Raw genomic sequence first — 17,497 nt, forward strand, 5'->3', positions numbered from 1 at the left:
GCTTTGCAATCGGGCGGGGTTGGCTGCGCTGCGCGGGCGGTGTAATCGGAATCGGAGGAAACCATGGAACAGAATCAGAATCCTCAGCGTATTGTGCGTCCATACGAGGAGCGCGACCTTGCGGCGATGCGCGAGATTTGGAATGAGGTTGTACGTGACGGGGCGGCGTTTCCTCAGATAGATGAATTGGCGGATGATGACGAGGCTAAGAAATTTTTCGACTCGCAGACGGTTACGGTGGTTGTCGAATCCGAAGGGCGGTTGCTGGGGCTGTATATTCTGCATCCGAACAATGTCGGGCGCTGTGGGCATATTGCCAATTCGAGCTATGCGGTGGCTTCCGCAGCTCGCGGCATGCATTTGGGGGAGGCTCTTGTGCGCGATTCCCTCGTTCGTGCTCGAGACCTGGGGTTTCGCGTGCTTCAGTTCAACGCGGTGGTGGCAAGCAATGCCTCCGCGTTGCATTTGTACGAAAAAATAGGGTTCAAGCAGCTTGGCATTATTCCAGGCGGCTTCCTCAATAAAGAGGGCGAATATGAAGATATCATTCCTCATATATACGATCTGACTACGCTGTAATGCGCATCTGATGCGTCGTCGGCTTTTCGCGGCGAAGCAAGGATGTTGAGCCGTCTTGCTGCGGGATGCCATCATGCTGCGAATCATTGTTGCTTTTCGCGTCGTGCTGCGGCGAGGTGCGTTGTTGGATTAAGCCTCGCAAGAAAGGAAAATCGTGCCTTATATAGAAGTAGATAATCTGGATGATCCGAGGCTGGATGCGTACGCTCGCCTGACTGAGGCTCAGCTGCGTAACAGGCTCGAGCCCGAAAAGGGCATTTTCATAGCGGAGAGCATCAAGGTCATTGAGCGGGCGCTTGCGGGCGGTATGCAGCCGGTTTCTGTACTTATGACCCCCGAATGGCTCGAATCGGCCGCTTCCACCGTTGATGCGATTGAAAAGGCTGCTCCCGAAGAGGGCGGTATTCCGATTTTCGTTGCCCCCGAGAACGAGCTCAAGAAGTTAACGGGCTTTGCTCTTACGCGCGGAATACTGTGCGCCATGCGTCGTCCTGTTCTGCCGAGCGTTGAAGAGCTTCTTGATCGGGTGGACGAAGAGCGCCAGAGGAAGGCTCAGGCGTGCGGCATCCCGGACGACGGGCGTCGCCGCGTTGCTGTGCTTGAGGGCATTGTGGACCATACGAATGTTGGTGCGATTTTTCGTTCCGCTGCAGCGCTTGGCGTAGACGCGGTATTGGTAACGCCGACGTGCTGCGATCCGCTCTATAGACGCGCAGTGCGCGTGTCTATGGGCACCGTGTTTCAAGTTCCGTGGACGCGTATTGGCGAATCGGTACGCGACTGGCCGGCGGCGGGCCTTGCTCGACTTGAGGCGCTCGGCTACAAAACGGCCGCCCTCGCCCTCTCCGACGATTCCATTGCACTTGGGGATGAAGGGCTTGCCGCATGCGAGAAGCTGGCCTTGATTTTCGGGACCGAGGGCGATGGTCTTTCCCGAAAAACCATCGAAGGGTGCAATTACACGGTGCGGATTCCCATGATGCATGGTGTCGACAGCCTTAATGTTGCCGCCGCCTCTGCCGTGACGTTTTGGGAGCTTTGTCGATAAAGAGCCGCATGAAGCGCACGGTGCAGCAACAATGACGCTCTGACAAAAGTAATTCACGCCGCTTATCTCGCAAGATGAGCGGCGTGAATAAGAAGGGAAGAAAGCGGCGCGAGCCATAGAAGAGAGAGGAGGGCTCGCACCGATGGGCTTATTGTAAGGCTATTAGGAGGATTCTCGCCGACATTTACCGAGCTTTAACGGCGGAGTTCGAATCAACGCCCGCCTTCGTAGGATTTAAAACCTATGAAGGCGGGCGTTTTTGTTTCTTGATTCTCTTGGGTCTTTTCATTGGCGAACGAAATGCAAAGGAAAGAGGCGTTTCTTTGGTACATTTCGTCCCGTATGTCACTATCCTGCGGTGTGGTTCATTTTGCACACAAGATGCTGTGGAATATCCCAAGTTTTCAACAATCTTTCTGAAATAAGTGTAAAAGTAGGGCATAAGTTACTTCTGGAAACCCGAACATATGGGAGAAAAACCCGAGGTAACACTACGTATTGTTGAAAACCCGATTGGTTCCAAGGTGTGTGGAAGAAACTATTAACAAGAATGTTGAAAAGTGCGTGTTGTAGAAAAAGTTATCAACATTGAAAAATACTGTTGAAAACTAATACGTTGTAGAAATTTACTAGTGTGCAGCAGTGGATTGAAAAGTAGCAAGCAAATTGAATTTAAGTATATAAACAAAAGCTACTATAATTTTGAAACTAAAGTATCCGACAAGGTAGTAAGGGCAAAGCCGAATGTCTTTGATGTCGTAGCGTTTTAAAACGGTGCTTCTTCGGAGCCCATGGCTTTAACATTGCGCTTTCTGGGGACGTGCGTCCTTGGGTTTGTGCGCTTTCGGGGTGGTGTCATGGGATTGGTGCAATCGGAGGCTGGGAGGGTGCGACTTGGGTTTTGGGCAAATCGTGACGTTTGGTCGTTGCCTTACGCCGAAAGGCATCCTTTTGCTGCCGGTTGTTATGATTTTCCTGCCTGGCTAAAGCCGCGAAGCTGGGCGCAATGTGCGGCCCCGCCGTGATTGCGATCGTATCGTGCGGCGTAGGAGGATTTCATGATCATCGAATTCAAAGGAATGCGTCCGGATATCGAGAAGGCGGCCTATATTGCAGAAAACGCCACCATCAGCGGTGATGTGGCCCTGGGAGAGGGCAGTTCCGTCTGGTTCAACGCCGTTATGCGTGCGGAAGTGGCTCCAATCACCGTCGGTGCTTTGAGCAACGTGCAAGACCACGTGATGCTTCATGCCGATTACGACTGTCCTGTTGTCATTGGCGATCGCGTTTCTATCGGGCATGGTGCCATTGTGCATGGCGCCACCATCGAGGACCGCGTTATTGTCGGCATGGGTGCTATCGTTATGAACGGTGCGGTTGTTGGCGAAGGCTCCATCATTGCTGCGGGCGCCCTGGTCAAAGAGGGCATGGTGGTTCCTCCGTACTCTTTGGTCGCAGGCGTTCCTGGTGTGGTGAAGAAGACTTTCGAACCCGGCCAGCGTCCGCAGGAGAACAACGACGAGGTCTATACCGCTGATGCGCTTGCTTATGCCGAGGCTCCGCATTACCCCGTTCCTGCGAAATAGCCGCCTTATAAAACGCCGCATGGCCGTTTTGCTACTCGTGTCCGACTCGTCCCTCCCTGAGGCGCTCGATGGGGTGCGCATCGGCAACGCGGTATGTTGCCGATGCGATGAGCGGCATGATGAGAACGGTGAGGGCGCCCGCCGATACGAAAACCGAAGCGGTCGAATCGCTCATCGCGCCTGCATTCACGGCAACAGAGGTAACGGCAACGATGAGGGGCAGGGCGGTGGTGCAGTACAGGGCAACCGAAGCGTGCGCCCGGCCTCCCAATTCGGCTACTTCGGGGTCTTTGTCGTAGCGCATAGACAAGAAGATGGGGACGGCGCGGATGAGCACAAGCATCGCTATGAACCCGACAAGCAAAAGTGGGTTTTCCGCTACGGCAAGCAGATCGATTTTCGCTCCGGAAATGACGAAGAACAAGGGAATCAGAAATCCGTACCCGATGGCATTGAGCTTTTTCTCCAGGTCTTGGCTTCCCTTAGGAATGATGTAGCGCAAGATGAATCCGGCAGCAAATGCCCCTAGGACGATATCAAGGCTGAACAGGGAAGACAATGTGACAAGCGCAATGAGGAGCAGCATGGTGATGCGGACGAACGTTTGAGACGTGGTGTCGCGTCCCGCGAAAAAGATATCTCGAATAGGCCCCTCTTTCTTGGACGATTCGTGCCCGAAGACCGCGGTCAGCACGGCGATGACGATGAAGAGGACCAGGATGGACGCCGTTGTCCATGTTGACCGGGTGGAGAGAAGAAGCGCCATGGCAACGATGGGGCCGAGTTCGCCCCAGGTGCCATATGACAAGATGGAGTCGCCCAGCCGGGTGCCGAGCAGGCCTCGTTCTTTGAGGATGGGCATCAATGCTCCGATGGCCGTGGTGGTAAGGGCTATGGTGACCGCCAGGCCGTCAAGCCCCCGAGCCGAGACCCCCGTAAAGCAATATACCGCCCCAAATCCCAACGCGAAGGTGATGACCCAGGTTATAAGGCCTCTCTTGCCTTCGCGGCCGGTGATTGTCCGCGGGTTTATTTCGTAGCCGGCAAGAAGGAAGAGCATGGCGCATCCGAGGTCGGAGAGAAGCATGACGCTTTCATCGGTCCAGATTACGTTTGCCATGCTCGGACCCAAAAGCGCGCCGCCTATCAGAAGGAGTACGGTTTCCGGAATGGGCTTTTTCGGAATGAGGTTGGCAATGATGGGTGCCGCGGCCGCAACGAGGGCGATGAGGGCAAGCGATACGAAGTCGTGCGTCATGATGGTCTTTCGCTTGATGGTAGTACTGCAGTAGCTCGGAAATCTGCTTTCTCCGAACTTCCAGAGGGTATCATACGGCTAATTGGCATCGATTTGTGCAAGTGGCATGCGTTGTTTGGCCTGTCACGTTTCTGTCATTTTTCTCTACCGTAGAAGATGGTCGGGATTCGGGCCTTCGGCTTGCATGCCTTGCCGACGGCGGGGTTGCGCGATGGCGAACCGTTCACGGCGCGGGCTGTTGGTAGAATGGCTCGAAGCGACAAGCGAGGAAAGAATGCGAAAGGGTGCGCGCTATGCATAGAATCATGTTTGTATGCCACGGCAATATCTGTCGTTCCACCATGGCCGAGTTCGTTATGAGGGACCTGGTGAAACGTGCTGGTCGAGAGGCTGATTTTGTCATTTCGTCTTCTGCCACGAGTCGCGAGGAAATCGGCAACGATACGCATCCCGGCACCAAGCGGGCGCTCATGGCGCATGGCGTGCCGTTTTCTCCCCGCGCTGCCGTGCAGCTTCGCGCCGCCGATTACGATGGGTTCGACCTGTTCGTAGGCATGGATTCTGCGAACATTCGCAACATGCGCCGCATGCTTGGCGGCGACCCGCTGAGCAAGGTGCACAAGCTTCTCGAATTCTCTGAAGGTGTTGCGACTGATGATGCATCCGACGTGGCCGATCCTTGGTACACGGGCGATTTCGAAACCACCTACGATGACGTGCTTCGCGGCTGCGAGGCGTTGCTTGCATTCTTGAGGTAGAAACTGTCGAATTGCCCCTTTGTGCTTCTGCGCCTTCCTGCGGCTTCGCGGACGTTTCCCATTCGTTGCCAAACCAGCCTGCTTGAAGACGGTTGCGCTCTAGCACTCCTTATAAAAGAGTGCTAATCTTGATTGCTGTTCGACGTATTGCGAGCATGCTGTATTCAGGCGTGTTCGTATGGCTCAGAGAAAACGCGGGCCAATACTTTTCCGCGCATATAGAGAGGACTGGCCATGTCAAAAGAAATCGCATTCGATGTCGACGCGCGCAGCGGTCTTGCTTCGGGCGTTCACAAATTGTCTCAGGCCGTAAAGGTGACCCTTGGACCTAAGGGCCGTTATGCGGCGCTGCAGTCGGAAAAGCCCCAGTACAGGCCTCCTGCGATTACCAACGACGGCGTTACCGTTGCGAAGGATATCGATTTCGCCAACCCTGTCGAGCAGATGGGCGCAAAGATGGTTCGCGAGGTTGCCGGCCAGACCGACAAAGAGGTAGGCGACGGAACCACCACCGCAACGCTTCTCACTGACGAGTTGGTAAGCGTCGGCCTGCGCAGCATCACTGCAGGAGCCGATCCCATCGCAATTCGTCGCGGCATTCAGCGCGCCGCCGAAGCCGCTATCGAGGCCGTGAAGGCGAACGCCGTTGCCATTGAGACGCACGAGCAGACCGCAAATGTCGCCACCATCTCTTCGGGCGATGAGCTCATTGGCGAGAAGATCGCCGAATGCATCGACGAAGTGGGCAAGGACGGCGTCATCATTGCCGAAAAGTCCCAGACGTTTGGCATTCAGGTCGATGTCAAGAAGGGCCTCATGTTCGAGCGCGGCTTCCTGTCTCCCTACATGGCGTCCGACATGGGCAATATGAAAGGCGAGCTTGACGAAGCGTACGTCTTGATTACCGACCAGAAAATCCTCAATATCCAGGATATTCTTCCCGTTCTTGAGGCGGTCAAGCAGGCCGTCCATCCGCTCCTCATCATCGCAGAGGATCTGGGCAACGAAGTCGTCAACACGCTCTTGCTCAACAGGATGCACAAGACGCTCGACGTCGTTGCCGTCAAGGCTCCTGGCTTCATGGATAGCGATTCTCGCAAGAAGCAGCTCATGGACATTGCCGTACTTACGGGTGGCCAGGTTATCTCTCCCGAATTCGGCTTGACTCCGGCGGATGCTACCAAGGCCATGCTCGGCCGTGCGAAAAAGGTCAAAATCACTAAGGACAGCACGCTGATCGTGGGCGGTTTCGGCAACAAGGAAGCCATCGAGGAGCGCTGCAAGCAGATCAAGGCGGAGCTTGAGCGCACCACCGCAAGCGGCGAGCGTCGCGAGCTGCGCGAGCGTCTTGCCAAGATGTCCGGTGGCATCGGCATTCTGCGCGTCGGCGCCGCAACCGAGACCGAGCTTATCTCCGTTCGTCGCCGTATCGAGGATGCCATCCGCTCTGTTCAGTCCGCCTTGCGCGAAGGCATTGTTGCAGGCGGCGGCGTGGCTCTTCTCCAGGCCATTCCTGCGCTTGACGCTCTCGAGGCGGAAGGCGACGAGAGGACCGGTATCGAAATCGTTCGCAAGGCTCTCGAGGCCCCCGTACGCACCATTGCCGAAAATGCCGGCTACGAAGGCAACCTGGTGGTCGAGAAGTGCAAGACCCTCGACAAAGGATGCGGCCTGAACAGTGCAACCGGCGAATACGGCGATATGATTGCCATGGGCGTTGCCGACCCCACCGAGGTCGTTCGCACGTCGTTGCAGTCCGCCGTTTCTCTGGCATGCTTGATTCTTGTCACCGAGGCTACCATCAACGAGAAGGTTGAAGAAGTGACTTGGGAAGACCTTGGAATCAAGGTTGGCAAATAACCTGCCTTCTGTACGTTGATTCGAAAAGAGGCGATGCCCTTCGGGGCATCGCCTCTTTCTTGTTCGCTTCGTTTAACGAGAGAGCGACGCTTAGCGCAAACCCAACCGCTTCTCGAGCGTTTCGTTGATGATGCGAAGCGCTTTGATGCGCGCGTAGTATTTGTTCGTGGATTCGAGGACGATCCAGGGGGCGTATTCGGTCGAAGTAAGGCGGAACATGTCGTTTGCCGCCGCGGCATACTGTGGATGCTTGTCCCTGTTGCGCCAGTCTTCCGGGGTGATCTTCCATTGCTTGTCGGGGTTGGTTTCGCGCTCCGTGAAGCGGCGTAGCTGTTCATCGGGGTCAACCGCAACCCAGAATTTCAGCAGGATGGCGCCCCATGCTTCCAGCTGGCGTTCGAATTCGTTTATTTCATCGTAGGCACGGCTCCATTCGGCAGGGCTGGCGAAACCTTCGACGCGTTCGACCAGGACGCGCCCGTACCAGCTGCGGTCGTAAATTCCCACGTGGCCGGCGCGGGGAAGCCTTGTCCAGTAACGCCACAGATGAGGATGCATAAGCTCGGGCTTCGTGGGGGCCGGGCTGGGAAACACCGTGTATGCGCGCGCATCGATCGCCTGGGCCACTCGCTTGATGTTTCCGCCCTTGCCTGCGGCGTCGTCGCCTTCGTAGAGAAGCATGAGGGGGATGCGTGCTCGATACATTTTCAGCTCGAGCTCGCCAAGGCGCTTCTGCTCCTTCTTGAGCGCCTTGGCGTATTCTTCGCGCGTGAGGGCGAGCGTGTGGTCTATCTCTTCGACGCGCGGAGGCCGAGGGACTATGGTGAAGCGAGAATGGGTGGGGGCCAGGGCGCTCTGCGTGGCAGCGGCTTCGAGGGCCGCCTCAAGCACCCGAGCGGATTCTTCGTCGCTGCGGTCCCGAGGGTCTGCGGCCTGAAGCATTCCGGCGCTGTTTTGCGCGGCTTTCTTCGCTGCGGCTTCGGCTGCCGGATCGGCTGCGGCGTCGAGGGCGTTTTCGAGGGCTTTGACCAGGGTCTTGCATATGGTGAGGTTTGCCGTTCGCTTGTCTTCCCCGTTCACCATGGTCCAGCGGGCAAAGTCGTAGTCGCTGCGACGCAAGAGGTCGTCGTATTTGGCGTAGGTGATATCGTAGTCTTTGATATGTTCGAGCTCTTGTTTCGTGACGCGCCAGCTGGTGTCGGGGTCTTCGTGCAGGCGGCGCAGGCGCTTCTCCTGCGCATCTTGGCTGATATGCACGAAGAATTTCACAATGACGTAGCCGTCGGCGGCAAGTTGCTTCTCGAAGCCGTGGATGCTTGCTTCGTAGCTCTTCGCGAGGTCTTCCTTGTCGGTGTAGAGCAAGCGGCGCGCCGCGGCGGTGTACCAGCCGCGTTCGTAGATGGTCATGTCCCCGCGCGGACCGAGCGCCTGCCAGAACTCCTGCATAAGCGGGGCGAAACCCGTAACGCCCGTTCCCATATCGCGGAAGCGGGCCGCTTCGTCTTGGTCGAAGTTGGAAAGCACGTGGACGTGCGTGGCGCGTGCGTCAAGGTTGTGGAGCAGGTCCCCGATGCGGCTGCCTTTTCCCGCTCCGTTCCAGCCTTCGAACAGCGCGACGAGTCCGATGCCTTTGGCCCGCGCTCGCTGCTGCAGCACGATAAGCTTCGTCATGAGCTCGTCGTAGAGAGGCTTATACGTTTCCTTGGGCGTTTCGATGGAAAGATCAACCTGCTCTAACATAGGCGGCTCCTCGGTGGTCGGCTGTTTGCGATGCCGAAAAATGCGAAGGCTTCGCTGCTTCTTTTGCCAAAACGGCGTTAAGAAGCGCAGCGGCGAATAATGATGATCTAGTGTAACGCTATAATTGAATTATAGGAGAGTTGGATTTCCTTGTGTTCCACATGCGTCGAGGAGGGCAATCATGGCGGATATTGATCGCATGAAAACGGGGGCAGATACCGTTCATCAAGGAGCGCACGCCGCAGCTCCCCAGTCTGAATTGGATTCCAAGGCTTCAGACAAGGCGAAGCGCGTGAAGAAGAGCCGCCCCAGGACCAAGGCGTACATGCAGAATAGAGAGCTTTCTTGGCTGACGTTCAACGAACGCGTGCTCGATCAGTCGGTCGATCCTAACGTTCCGTTGCTCGAGCGCATGAAGTTCATTGCCATCTGGCGTTCCAACTTGCAGGAGTTCTTCATGGTGCGCGTGGGCAGCCTGCTTGACCTGGAGCTTGCGAAAGAGGCCATCTACGACAGCAAGACGGGCATGACCCCCACCGAGCAGCTTGAGTCGGTCTATGCGCGCGTACGCGAGTTGACGCCGCAGGTTTCGGAGGATTTCCGCACCGTAAGGCGCCAGCTCGAGGCTCAGGGCATCCATCAGCTGTATCCCGATGAGCTCACCTCTCACCAGCGTGACCAGCTCAACCAGTACCTTAAATCGAACGTCTTGCCGCTCATTTCGCCGCAGATTGTCAACGCAACGCATCCGTTCCCTCATCTTGAAAACGGCGCGCTCTACATCGCGGTGCGTCTTGACAATCTTCCCGAGCCGAAGGAGGGCATGTCGAAGGAGCGTCGCAAGGCCCTTCGCGCCAAGGCGGCGGAAGACGTTCTTATGGGCATCATCCCCATGCCGCGCAATTGCCCGCGCACGATCAAGCTCGACAGCGAGGGCGAGGGCTATTCCTTCATACTGCTCGAACATGCGCTCGAGATGGTGGCCGATAAGATTTTCAGCATGTATCCGGTCAAGCATGCCAACGTTATTCAAGTGACGCGCAACGCCGACTTGGACATGTATGAAGAATCCGACGAATACGACGAGGATTTCCGCAGTCACATGAAGCGCATCCTCAAGAAGCGCAGTCGCCTGGCTCCGGTTCGTCTTGAAAGCGAGCGTCCTCTTTCCGACGTGACCGAGCGTTTCCTTGCAAAGCGCCTCGGCCTTAAGCGCAGCCAGATCTATGCGGTTGGGCTGCCGCTTGATATGGGGTATGCGTTCGGTCTTCCGAGCATGGTTGGTCCCAAGCTTGCCGAATCTTTCGTTGACGAGCCCGCAAGCCCGCAATGGCCTGCCGACCTTGTTCGCGGCAAGAGCATCATGGAGCAGGTCAAGGAAAAAGATGTCTTGCTTTCATATCCGTATGAAAGCATGGACGCGTTTGTGCACCTGCTGCAAGAGGCGGCGACCGATCCCGATGTCATTTCGATCAAAATTACGCTCTACCGTCTTGCGAGCCAATCGCGCCTGGCGGAAGCGTTGATCACGGCGGCCGAAAACGGCAAGGACGTCACGGCGCTTTTCGAGCTTCGCGCCCGCTTCGACGAAAGCAACAATATCGAATGGTCCCAGCGTTTCGAGCAGGCGGGATGCAATATCATCTACGGCTTCCGCGACTACAAAGTGCATAGCAAGATATGCGCCATCACTCGTCGCGGCGCCGATGGCCTGGAGTTCATCACGCAGCTCGGCACGGGCAACTATAACGAAAAGACTGCCAAGCTCTATACGGACCTGTCCATGATCACGGCCGACCCCAAGATCGGCGAGGACGCGTCCATGTTCTTCCGCAGCATGCAGCTTGAAAGCGCAACGGACGATTACCAGACGCTTATGGTTGCCCCTCTCATGATCAAGAAGGGTATCTGCGCCTATATCGACGAGGAGATAGCAAAGGCCCATGCGGGCGAGCCGGCGGAGATTCTCATGAAGACGAACTCCGTGACGGACAAAGACGTCATCGAAAAGCTCGCCGAAGCAAGTCGTGCGGGCGTGAAGGTGACCATGCTGGTCCGCGGCATTTCCTGCTTGGTGCCGGGCGTTGAGGGCGAGACGGAAAACATTCGCGTGGTCAGCGTGGTTGGTCGCCTGCTCGAACACTCGCGCATCTACATCTTCGGTGCTGGCGAGGATAGGAAAATCTACTTGTCGAGTGCCGACCTCATGACGCGCAACCTCGACAAGCGCGTCGAGATCGCATGGCCGGTGAACGATCCCCATTTGCGCGAAAAGGTACAGAGCTACTTCAATACCATGCTTTCCGATACGGCGAAGCTTCGTGAGCTCAAGCCGGACGGAACGTATACGGAACTGGGCCATTTCCTGGCGAAAGACGCTCAAGGCAACCCGATTGCCAAGCCGTTCGATGCCCAGGACCATCTCATCAAGGAGGCGTATATCGCCGCAGAGCGTGCTCCGCGTCCCGAAGGCCCCAATTTCGTCATGCACGCGAACCTTTCCACGCAGGTCGAGGCGCTTGTGGAAGAGGCCGCGGATGAGATGGCGCGCGAACGCGAGGAGTCCGAAGCGGCGGAGCCGGTAGACAGAGAAGGCCAGGACCCAAAGCCCAAGGTCGAAGAGCCCAAGACTGAAAAGCCTGAAACCAAGGAGTTTGAGCCTACAGATTCGCATGTTGACGATTCGCCTGCGAAAGCTCCCGAGGAAAAGAAGCCCGAGGAAGACAAGGTTGCGTATGCCACGGTCGAGATGCCCCCTGTGGCTTCGGTCGAAAAGTCCGCTGCACCGTCTGCTTCTGCGCAGGTTTCGGTTTCTGCTGCTTCGCCGGTCGCATCAGGCTCCGAGCCTCGCACGCAACCGGTTGCTAGCGCGCATGCGCCGGCAAAGGCTGCAATTCCGGTGTCGGCAGTTCCTAGCGACGAGCTTCCTCCCGTGCCGAGGCGCGATCCTGCGTCCCAGTCTGCTTCGGGGCGTCCTATTGAGATGCCAGCCAAAAAGAAGGGTTTCTTTGCTCGTCTGTTTGGCAGGTAGAAGCATGAAAGCCGCGTCGGCGATCGTGCCTGTGGGGTGCGTGCGACCGATGCGAGATGGCGGCGGAGAAGGTATCGGTTCGGTAACTGCGAAACTCGTGGAAATTGCGTGAAGTGGCTGCTTGCGTTACTATCGCATGTTGAAAGAACTGCCGAAGAGTTCATGTGCGCTTCAGTAAGGAGGACCCCATGGATTTGAGCTTCTTGCCGGCCGAGGCGATTTGGGTTATCGCTGCAATCATCGTCATCATCATCGTGGCCTTTATCGTCAAAGGCTTCGTTGAAGAGATGAGGAAGAAATAGGCTGATTCAGGCGGCCCGCATGGATAGCATGCGGGCCGTTTTCTTTTTAGCGTTCGTTCCCGCTTTGCGCTCTTTTGGGCGAAAAGGGGCGATTCTGAGGTTTGCTGCGGCTGTTTTTCTTTATTATTTTCTTTATGGGCAAGCGTGAACACAATATTCGCGACGCTGCCTTCAGGGGGCTGAGCGCGTAAAGCCGCGTTTTGCCATGCCAGATTTTGTCTTCCGAGGCCGCGAAGGCTTTTTCGGAGGATTCCGTTTTGAGAGCAAGCTGTTCGGGAGGATACGATGCCCGTGCCTAATTCGCCGAAAAACCTGTTTGACCAGCAGAGCGTCAGTGATTTCTCCCGCGACCGATACGGTCATGCGGCTCACGCTTCGAAACGCGCGGCTCACGCTTCGGGACAAACCGCTCATGCTTCGAGGGGTGGGGAAGCGCCTCGTCCCGATTCTGGCGCATACCGTGCGAGTGCTCCTTATCATGCGGGCGCACCTCGTAATCCAGGAACGGGCGCGCATCGCGGTGCTGCTCCGGCCGCGTACCGTAACGCCGCTCCGGCTGCGCATTGGGGTGTAGGCGGTAATGTGCAGCCGTTCGACATGGGCAATGCGGCTGCTAAAAAAAGAAAGAACGGCCCATGGACGGTCGTGCTTGTCATCGCCGTCTTGGTGCTTGTGCTATGCCTTGCCGTGCTCGGCATGATCGGCTACGGCTACTGGCATGGCAGCAAGGTGTACACCACCATTGCCGAACAGGCTTTTCCTGAAAAAGAGGCCGACGCTCTTTCTGCTATGACGGTTGATTGGGATGCCCTTCTTGCGCAAAACCCCGATACGGTGGCATGGATCTACATGCCGGGCACGAGCATAGACTATCCGGTTGTTCAGGGCGATTCGGATGAGGAATACCTGAAGAAGGACTTCACGGGCGATTCTGGGGGAATCGTTCATAAGGGGACCATTTTCCTGGCAACCGACAATGCGGGAGATTTTTCTGACGAGAACAACGTGCTGTACGGGCACAACATGAATGACGATACGATGTTCGCGCATCTGCTGCAGATGACCGATCAGGCAACATTCGACGCGGCAAGAACCTTCTACGTGCTTACGCCCACCCAAAATTACCGCTGCTCTACGTTTGCTCTCGACGTGGTGGACTCTACGCAGACAGACCTTCTGCAGTACACCTTCTCCGGTAAAGCGGCCTTGCAACAGTACATGGACGAAAGAAAGAGCGATTCCGTGGTCTCCGTGCCGAACGATGTCGATTCCGAGCAGGTTTCAAAGCTTTTCACGCTCATTACATGCGGCGATGACTATGCGGCAACGCGTGCCGTGCTGTTCGGGGCGGTTGTGGAGTCCGCAACGCCTACGAACGCGTCCTAGACGGGTTAAATGCCGAAGGCTTGAGGCGGTGCGGCGAGCGAATTTGTTATTCCAGGACGCAAAAGCGGCCATATCGGCTTGTTTTTCGTGTCGGCGGCATGTTGCGTATGGTCGTATGCGCATTGCCGTGGCATGATAGGGCAGAATAGAAAAGCGTACGAAGGTGCGCGTTTGGAACGAAAGGGAGATTCATGACTCAGGTGACATACGCCGATGCAGGTGTCGATATTGCGGAGGGTGCTGCTGCGGTAGATGCCATCAAAGATGCCGTGCATTCCACTTATCGCCCCGAGGTTATCGGCGATATCGGAGGTTTCGGCGGATTGTTCTCTGCTGCCGCAATGAAGGATATGGAAGACCCCATCCTCATTTCTGGCACCGACGGCGTTGGCACCAAGCTCAAGGTTGCCCAGCTGCTCGACAAGCATGACACCGTTGGCATTGACCTTGTCGCCATGTGCGTGAATGATATTCTGGCTTGCGGTGCCGAGCCGTTGTTCTTCTTGGATTATGTGGCCATTGGAAAGCTTCGTCGCGAACATGTCGCTAAAGTTGTCGGCGGCATTGCCGACGGATGCCGTCAGGCCGGATGCGCTCTGGTCGGTGGCGAAATGGCGGAGCATCCCGGCGTCATGGACCCCGATGACTATGACCTGTCCGGCTTCTGCGTCGGCGTGGTCGACCGCCCCAAGATGATCGGTCCCGACAATGTGAAAAAGGACGATGTGGTGGTAGGCCTTCGTTCGAGCGGGTTCCACTCCAACGGCTATTCCCTGGTTCGCAAAGTCATGGTAGAGGGCAAGACCGCCGAAGATCTTGCTGCTACTCCTGAATGCCTTGGGGGCAAGACCGTGGGAGAAGCGCTGCTCGAGCCTACGCGCATTTACGTGAAGCCCGTGCTTTCCTGTCTGCGCGAGCTGCCGGGCGCCGTACATGCGCTCGCCCATATTACGGGCGGCGGCATGACGGAAAATCTGAACCGTGCCCTGCCAAAGCATCTTGATGCGCTTGTCGATCCCGCATCGTGGGAGGTTCCCGCCATTACTCAGATGACTGTCGAGGCTGCCGGCCTGACTGACGAAGAGGCGCTCAAGACCTTCAACATGGGCATCGGCATGGCCTTGATCGTCGACCCCGCTCAGGTCGATGCTGTTATCGACCAGCTGAAATCCCAAGGTGAAGACCCTTGCGTGATCGGCTCTATCATCGAAGGGACGGGCGAAGTGGCCTACCCCGAGAAATAGGGTTTTCAACCGCTTGCGACGGTGCCGTCCCTCCGTGGGCGGCACCGATTGTTTTGCGCGGTATTCTGTTTGGCGAAGCGGACGCTGAGCGTCGTCTTCGCCTTGTTCGTCTTACCATGTCGTATCCGGCCTCTGGCGAAAGGAAGCTTATGGCACCTCTGAAAATCGGCGTACTTCTTTCTGGCTCCGGCTCGAATCTGCAGGCGATCATCGACGCGATTGCCGCAGGGCGTTTGAATGCGGAGATTCGCGTTGTTATATCGAGCCGCCCTGATGCGTATGGATTGGTGCGCGCCAAGGAGGCGGGCATTCAGACCATCGCTCTTTCCAAGGACGTGTATGCCGATTACGATATGGCCAACGAAGCTATTGCGGCCGAGCTTGTTCGTGCCGGCTGCGAATACGTGGTCATGGCGGGCTATATGCGCATGGTGACCGATTCTATTCTCATGGCGTTTCCCGATCGCGTGTTGAACCTGCATCCCGCTCTGCTGCCATCCTTTAAGGGTGCGCATGCTATTCAGGATGCTTTCGAGGCCGGCGTGAAGGTTACGGGTGTTACGGTTCATTTCGCCAACGCCGAATACGATAAGGGCCCCATTGTTGCCCAGCGTGCGGTAGAGGTTGCCGAGGACGATACGCTCGAAACGCTCGAAGAGAAAATCCATGCGACCGAACATGAGTTGTACCCTTACGTGCTGCAGCTTATTGCCGAAAATCGCGTAACGGTTGGCGCCGACCGCAAGGTGCATATTTCGTAGGGGAAGCGCCGTCGGGCCAAAGTAGCATACGGTGAAAATAGCCCTGGTCCATGGTGGGTCGGGGCTATTTGCTTAGAGTGCAGAAAGGGTGCGTTTGCATGCGTAAGGAAACGCTTGAAAGCATTGCGTCGGATTTGCGGACGGGGCGTAGTGTCAACCTGTCCGTAGAAGACTTTCCTTGCTTTTCAGAAGAGGCGGCGATTGAAGACCCGAGGACCTCTCCTGAAGCGTTGGCGCGCATTTCCGCAGGGCTGACAGCGAAAGACGCTTGCGTCTTCGAACGCGCGGCACGTGCCGTCGAAGAGGGCGACATGGCCTGGGTCGGCTTCAAAGTGGTTGATAATGCTTCCGTTGCGGTATCCAACGTAGATAACGACGTCACGAAGAGCTACGGAACCATTGGCAGCGCTGATGGCTATGACCTGGTGTTTTTCTGCAACGATGCGAAAGAGGTCGTGGCGGCGCGCGACTACTCCGCTCGAGATTTCTTCCAGATGAAAGACGTCACGCGTGGCCCTTCCATGCACAACGACCAGTTCGAGGGCCTGACATGGGCTTCGGTGCCGTTGTTCGATTCGGTGAAGGTTTGGCTTCTTGGCGCTTCGGACGTGGCGGTGGAGACGGCGGCTCTTGCTCGGCATGTTGGCTTCGAGGTAGAAGTCGTAGACGACGACGCCTCCTTTTTGAGCGAGGAGCGTTTTCCCGGCTGCAAGCGAACGCTGGTCTCCTCGTTCGATGATCTTGGCTCTATGAGGGCGAATTCGTCCGATTGCGTGTGCGTGCTGACCCGCGGACACATGCACGACCCCGAGGGCTGTGTGTGGGCGATTGCGCAGGGTGTGCGGTATGTGGGCATGATGGGCTGCAAGGGAAAGAACGGTCGTGTGCACGATTTGTGCGTAGACGCCGGCATGACGGAAGAGCAATGGGAGGCTATCAAGCGTCCAATCGGTCTGAAATTCGGTGCTAAAACCCCTGCTGAACTGGCAATATCCATTGTTGCCGAGCTTGTCGACGTGCGATATAGGCAGCGTTATAGCCAAGAAGCCCGCGAAAAGCACGATGCGAGCCTCTGGTAGTCTTGCATGATTTCATTTGAGTTCGAAAGGTTCTGACATGATCGATGTCTGCATGACGAAGGGCTACGTGCCTGGTTTTCGCCGTGAGCTCAATGTCCGTGAGCTTGGAGGGTACGAGGCTGCCGATGGGCGTAGGGTCAAGCACGGTATCTTTTTCAGAACAGCGGCACTGGGCGATTTCAACGAAGAAGAGCTTGAGCGCCTGAGCGGCCTGGGTCTTCGCTACGTTCTCGATTTGCGTAGCGCAGAGGAGGCCGGCGAGCTGCCCGACCCTGAGATATGCGGCACCGAGCACGTGCGAATCAGCGGATGCATGGATGCGGACGGAAACGAAGTCAATCTTTCGCCTTCCGCTATTTTGAACCTGCTCGGGAATCCGCGTCGCAAAGACGACGACCCAGAGGAGGATATCGTATCCGCCGTCGCGGAAGTGTACTCTTCGCTTGCCTTTGACAACGTAGCGTATCGCGAGCTTATGGCGCAGCTTGAGAAAGGCTGCACGCCGCTGCTTTTCCACTGTACGGCGGGCAAAGATCGTACAGGCATTGCGGCCATGGTTATTCTGATGGCGTTAGGCGTGGACGAAAGAACCATCATCGCAGATTACCTGCTTACGAACGAGTATCGTCATGAGGCCATCGAGAGAAGGCTGGCAGAGCATCCCTTTCTTTCGCGTATCGACCTTTTCGAGTTGGCGGTACGTGCGGGCGAGGGCGTGGTGGAGGATTTCGGTCGGCGCGTCCTTGACGAAATTCGCCAGGAATGCGGTACGTTCGAGGCCTATCTCGATCGCGAATTCGGCTTGACGGGCGAACGCCTGAAGGCATTGCGCGACAGGTATTTGGAATAAAATGTGTTCGTCTGC

At 56.6% G+C, this 17,497-nt stretch carries 13 protein-coding genes; 11 read left to right on the forward strand and 2 right to left on the reverse strand.

The genetic code is table 11. The features are described 5' to 3' along the window. Positions 1-63 precede the first annotated feature (63 nt). The 3 genes from HMPREF9451_RS00310 (at position 64) to HMPREF9451_RS00320 (ending at position 3,213) form a co-directional block, all read left to right on the forward strand. Positions 64-579: a GNAT family N-acetyltransferase gene (locus HMPREF9451_RS00310; protein ID WP_009138301.1), complete on the forward strand. Its 516-nt coding sequence runs from the start codon at positions 64-66 to the stop codon at positions 577-579. Positions 580-733: 154 nt separating this feature from the next. Beyond that, positions 734-1,627 (forward strand): TrmH family RNA methyltransferase, encoded by an 894-nt coding sequence (locus HMPREF9451_RS00315; protein WP_009138302.1) that lies wholly within the window; start codon positions 734-736, stop codon positions 1,625-1,627. Between the two features lie 1,058 nt (positions 1,628-2,685). Next, positions 2,686-3,213, forward strand: coding sequence for a gamma carbonic anhydrase family protein (locus HMPREF9451_RS00320; protein WP_009138303.1), 528 nt, complete (start codon positions 2,686-2,688; stop codon positions 3,211-3,213). A gap of 31 nt (positions 3,214-3,244) precedes the next feature. Here HMPREF9451_RS00320 and HMPREF9451_RS00325 read toward each other — a convergent pair whose 3' ends face one another. Further along, entirely contained in the window at positions 3,245-4,471 is a 1,227-nt protein-coding gene (locus HMPREF9451_RS00325) for a cation:proton antiporter (protein WP_009138304.1), read from the reverse strand. 293 nt (positions 4,472-4,764) lie between these two features. Between HMPREF9451_RS00325 and HMPREF9451_RS00330 the strand changes: the two genes are divergently transcribed. Together HMPREF9451_RS00330 and groL are read left to right on the forward strand one after the other, a co-directional pair. Further along, the gene (locus tag HMPREF9451_RS00330; protein WP_009138305.1) at positions 4,765-5,229 is read left to right on the forward strand and encodes a low molecular weight protein-tyrosine-phosphatase; all 465 of its coding nucleotides are present in this window, start codon (positions 4,765-4,767) and stop codon (positions 5,227-5,229) included. A 234-nt stretch (positions 5,230-5,463) separates the two neighbouring features. Beyond that, positions 5,464-7,089: a chaperonin GroEL gene (gene groL, locus HMPREF9451_RS00335; protein ID WP_009138306.1), complete on the forward strand. Its 1,626-nt coding sequence runs from the start codon at positions 5,464-5,466 to the stop codon at positions 7,087-7,089. Between the two features lie 90 nt (positions 7,090-7,179). Here groL and HMPREF9451_RS00340 read toward each other — a convergent pair whose 3' ends face one another. After that, a complete protein-coding gene (locus HMPREF9451_RS00340; RefSeq protein WP_009138307.1) occupies positions 7,180-8,829 on the reverse strand; it encodes a polyphosphate--AMP phosphotransferase in 1,650 nt (549 codons plus the stop codon). 181 nt (positions 8,830-9,010) lie between these two features. Here HMPREF9451_RS00340 and ppk1 point away from each other — a divergent pair, with 181 nt between their 5' ends. The 6 genes from ppk1 to HMPREF9451_RS00375 all read left to right on the forward strand — a co-directional run bounded on the left by ppk1 (position 9,011) and on the right by HMPREF9451_RS00375 (position 17,482). Next, positions 9,011-11,860 (forward strand): polyphosphate kinase 1, encoded by a 2,850-nt coding sequence (gene ppk1, locus HMPREF9451_RS00345; RefSeq protein WP_009138308.1) that lies wholly within the window; start codon positions 9,011-9,013, stop codon positions 11,858-11,860. Between the two features lie 593 nt (positions 11,861-12,453). Continuing rightward, entirely contained in the window at positions 12,454-13,548 is a 1,095-nt protein-coding gene (gene srtB, locus HMPREF9451_RS00355) for a class B sortase (protein ID WP_187364025.1), read from the forward strand. A gap of 191 nt (positions 13,549-13,739) precedes the next feature. After that, the gene (gene purM / locus HMPREF9451_RS00360; protein WP_009138311.1) at positions 13,740-14,792 is read left to right on the forward strand and encodes a phosphoribosylformylglycinamidine cyclo-ligase; all 1,053 of its coding nucleotides are present in this window, start codon (positions 13,740-13,742) and stop codon (positions 14,790-14,792) included. A 149-nt stretch (positions 14,793-14,941) separates the two neighbouring features. Then, entirely contained in the window at positions 14,942-15,553 is a 612-nt protein-coding gene (gene purN / locus HMPREF9451_RS00365) for a phosphoribosylglycinamide formyltransferase (protein WP_009138312.1), read from the forward strand. Between the two features lie 98 nt (positions 15,554-15,651). Then, complete coding sequence (locus HMPREF9451_RS00370; RefSeq protein WP_009138313.1) at positions 15,652-16,632, forward strand: XdhC family protein; 981 nt, start codon at positions 15,652-15,654, stop codon at positions 16,630-16,632. A gap of 37 nt (positions 16,633-16,669) precedes the next feature. Beyond that, on the forward strand, positions 16,670-17,482 hold the full coding sequence (locus HMPREF9451_RS00375; protein ID WP_009138314.1) for a tyrosine-protein phosphatase: 813 nt from the start codon (positions 16,670-16,672) through the stop codon (positions 17,480-17,482). Positions 17,483-17,497: the final 15 nt, after the last annotated feature.

Origin of the sequence: Slackia piriformis YIT 12062, assembly GCF_000296445.1 — a bacterium.
Lineage (GTDB): Bacteria > Actinomycetota > Coriobacteriia > Coriobacteriales > Eggerthellaceae > Slackia > Slackia piriformis.